The sequence below is a fragment of the Achromobacter sp. FW305-C-28 genome (assembly GCF_058783235.1).
Genome location: NZ_JBYSYL010000030.1, coordinates 1 through 1,663 on the forward strand (window position 1 = coordinate 1; position 1,663 = coordinate 1,663).

Consider the following 1,663-nt stretch of genomic DNA (forward strand, 5'->3'; position numbering starts at 1 on the left):
TCGTCATCGTCGTCCGCCTTCGGCTCCCTCTCAAGAAACTCACATCAACCTGCTGATCTGATTGATGTTTTTACGCAGGTTCAGGGATCGGCACGAGGCGATACCCCATCGTCTGGGCGCGTTTTGTCAGGTGATGCAACACCCGTTGCTGGTGGCGCTCTTCGTAATACATCTCGCCCTGATCGACGTATTCGGTGCCCTTGGTGAGCAAGGTGTAGATCAGGCGCGCCAGTTTGTGGGCAGCGGCGGTGATGGCGCGCGGTTTGTCCAGGCGCGCGCAGAGCCTGCGGTAGTAGGCGCCCAGCGCGGATTGACTGTTGCGCAGCGCCACCGCGGCCAGGCGCAGGGCTTGGGCGGCGCGGTTGGGCGATCGCTTGCTGGCGCTACTGAGGATTTTTCCGCCCGAGATGCGGGTGCCAGGACACAGTCCTAGCCAGGATGCGAAGTGCTTGGCCGAGGGGAAGCGGGTCATGTCCGGGCCGACCTCGGCCAGGACCTTGAAGGCGGTCATCTCATCGATGCCGTTGATGCGGGTCAGGTCCACGCCGCACATGGCGAACAGGTGCGCGCGCAGGTCGAAGGCCATGGCCTTCTTGGGCCAGCGGCGCTGTGACTTGCCCGGCTGGCCATCGTGGCGCTGCAGCTTGTGCAGTTCGGCCTGGATATGCTGATCGCACTCGTTGAGCATCAGCTGATAGGCGTCATACAGGGCCAGCGCCTGGCGCAGCGCGAACAGGTGCTCGTGACGCCAGTTGCCGTGTAGCGCGGCGGCGATATCGTCCTCGCTGGCCTTGACCTGGCGCTTTTTCAGGCGGGCCAGCGCGTGGGGATCGCGTTCGCCGTTGACGATGGCGCGGATGATGGCCTGCCCGGTGACCCCAGTGATGTCCGAGAGGACCTGGGTCAGCTGGATGTTCATCTGCGCCAGCGCCTTTTGCATGTGCTGGATGTGGCGGACCTGGCTGGCCAGCAACATCTCGCGCTGGCGCGAGAACTCGCGCAGCACGCAGATTTCATCAGAGGGACGGAAGGCGCCGGCCAGCAGGCCGTAGCTCATGAGCTGTTGGAGCCACTGGCAGTCCAGGACGTCGGACTTGCGTCCCGAGACGTTCTTGACGTGCCGGGCGTTGACCAGATGGACAGTGAAGCCTTGGCTGTCGAGCAGTTCGTAAAGCGGGATCCAGTAGACGCCGGTCGACTCCATGGCGACCGAGGTGATGCCGCAGTCCTTGAGCCATTGCACCAGGCGATACAGATCGGCGGTGAAGCTCTTGAACTCACGGACGGGTTGCTCGTCACGGTCTTGCGGCACGGCAACGAAGTGGCTGGCCGAACCGATGTCGATGCCGGCGGCATCGGGGTGGGTCAGGCTTAAAGAGGCAGCGGGCTTGCGTGGGGACATGGCTTGCTCCATCATCACTAACGGAATGCCGCCAGGCATGGGTACGTCGTTGTACTCACTCTCTCAAACGGGATGCACGCGCGTAGCGCCTGCTCACCAATGTCGGTGACGTCACCCGGGGCCATGCTTCAGAACGGGCGTGGGCTAACACGCACCACTGGAAGGTCGGTCTTTACTTGGCGGCATTCCACCTTGCCACAGGCGGGGCCACGAAGACAGTTTCTTCGTCACGGGTGTCGTGCATGACGACTATTGGGCTTC

Annotated in this window: 1 protein-coding gene; it reads right to left on the reverse strand. The window is 63.0% G+C overall.

From position 1 onward, the window contains the following. Positions 1-70: 70 nt before the first annotated feature. Positions 71-1,414 (reverse strand): IS110 family RNA-guided transposase, encoded by a 1,344-nt coding sequence (locus tag AC3WMR_RS30655; RefSeq protein ID WP_492266979.1) that lies wholly within the window; start codon positions 1,412-1,414, stop codon positions 71-73. Positions 1,415-1,663 lie beyond the last annotated feature (249 nt).

Bases quoted from the DNA above. Each gene is read 5' to 3' on its own strand.
- AC3WMR_RS30655 (WP_492266979.1), bottom strand. From the start codon at position 1,414: ATGGAGCAAGCCATGTCCCCACGCAAGCCCGCTGCCTCTTTAAGCCTG.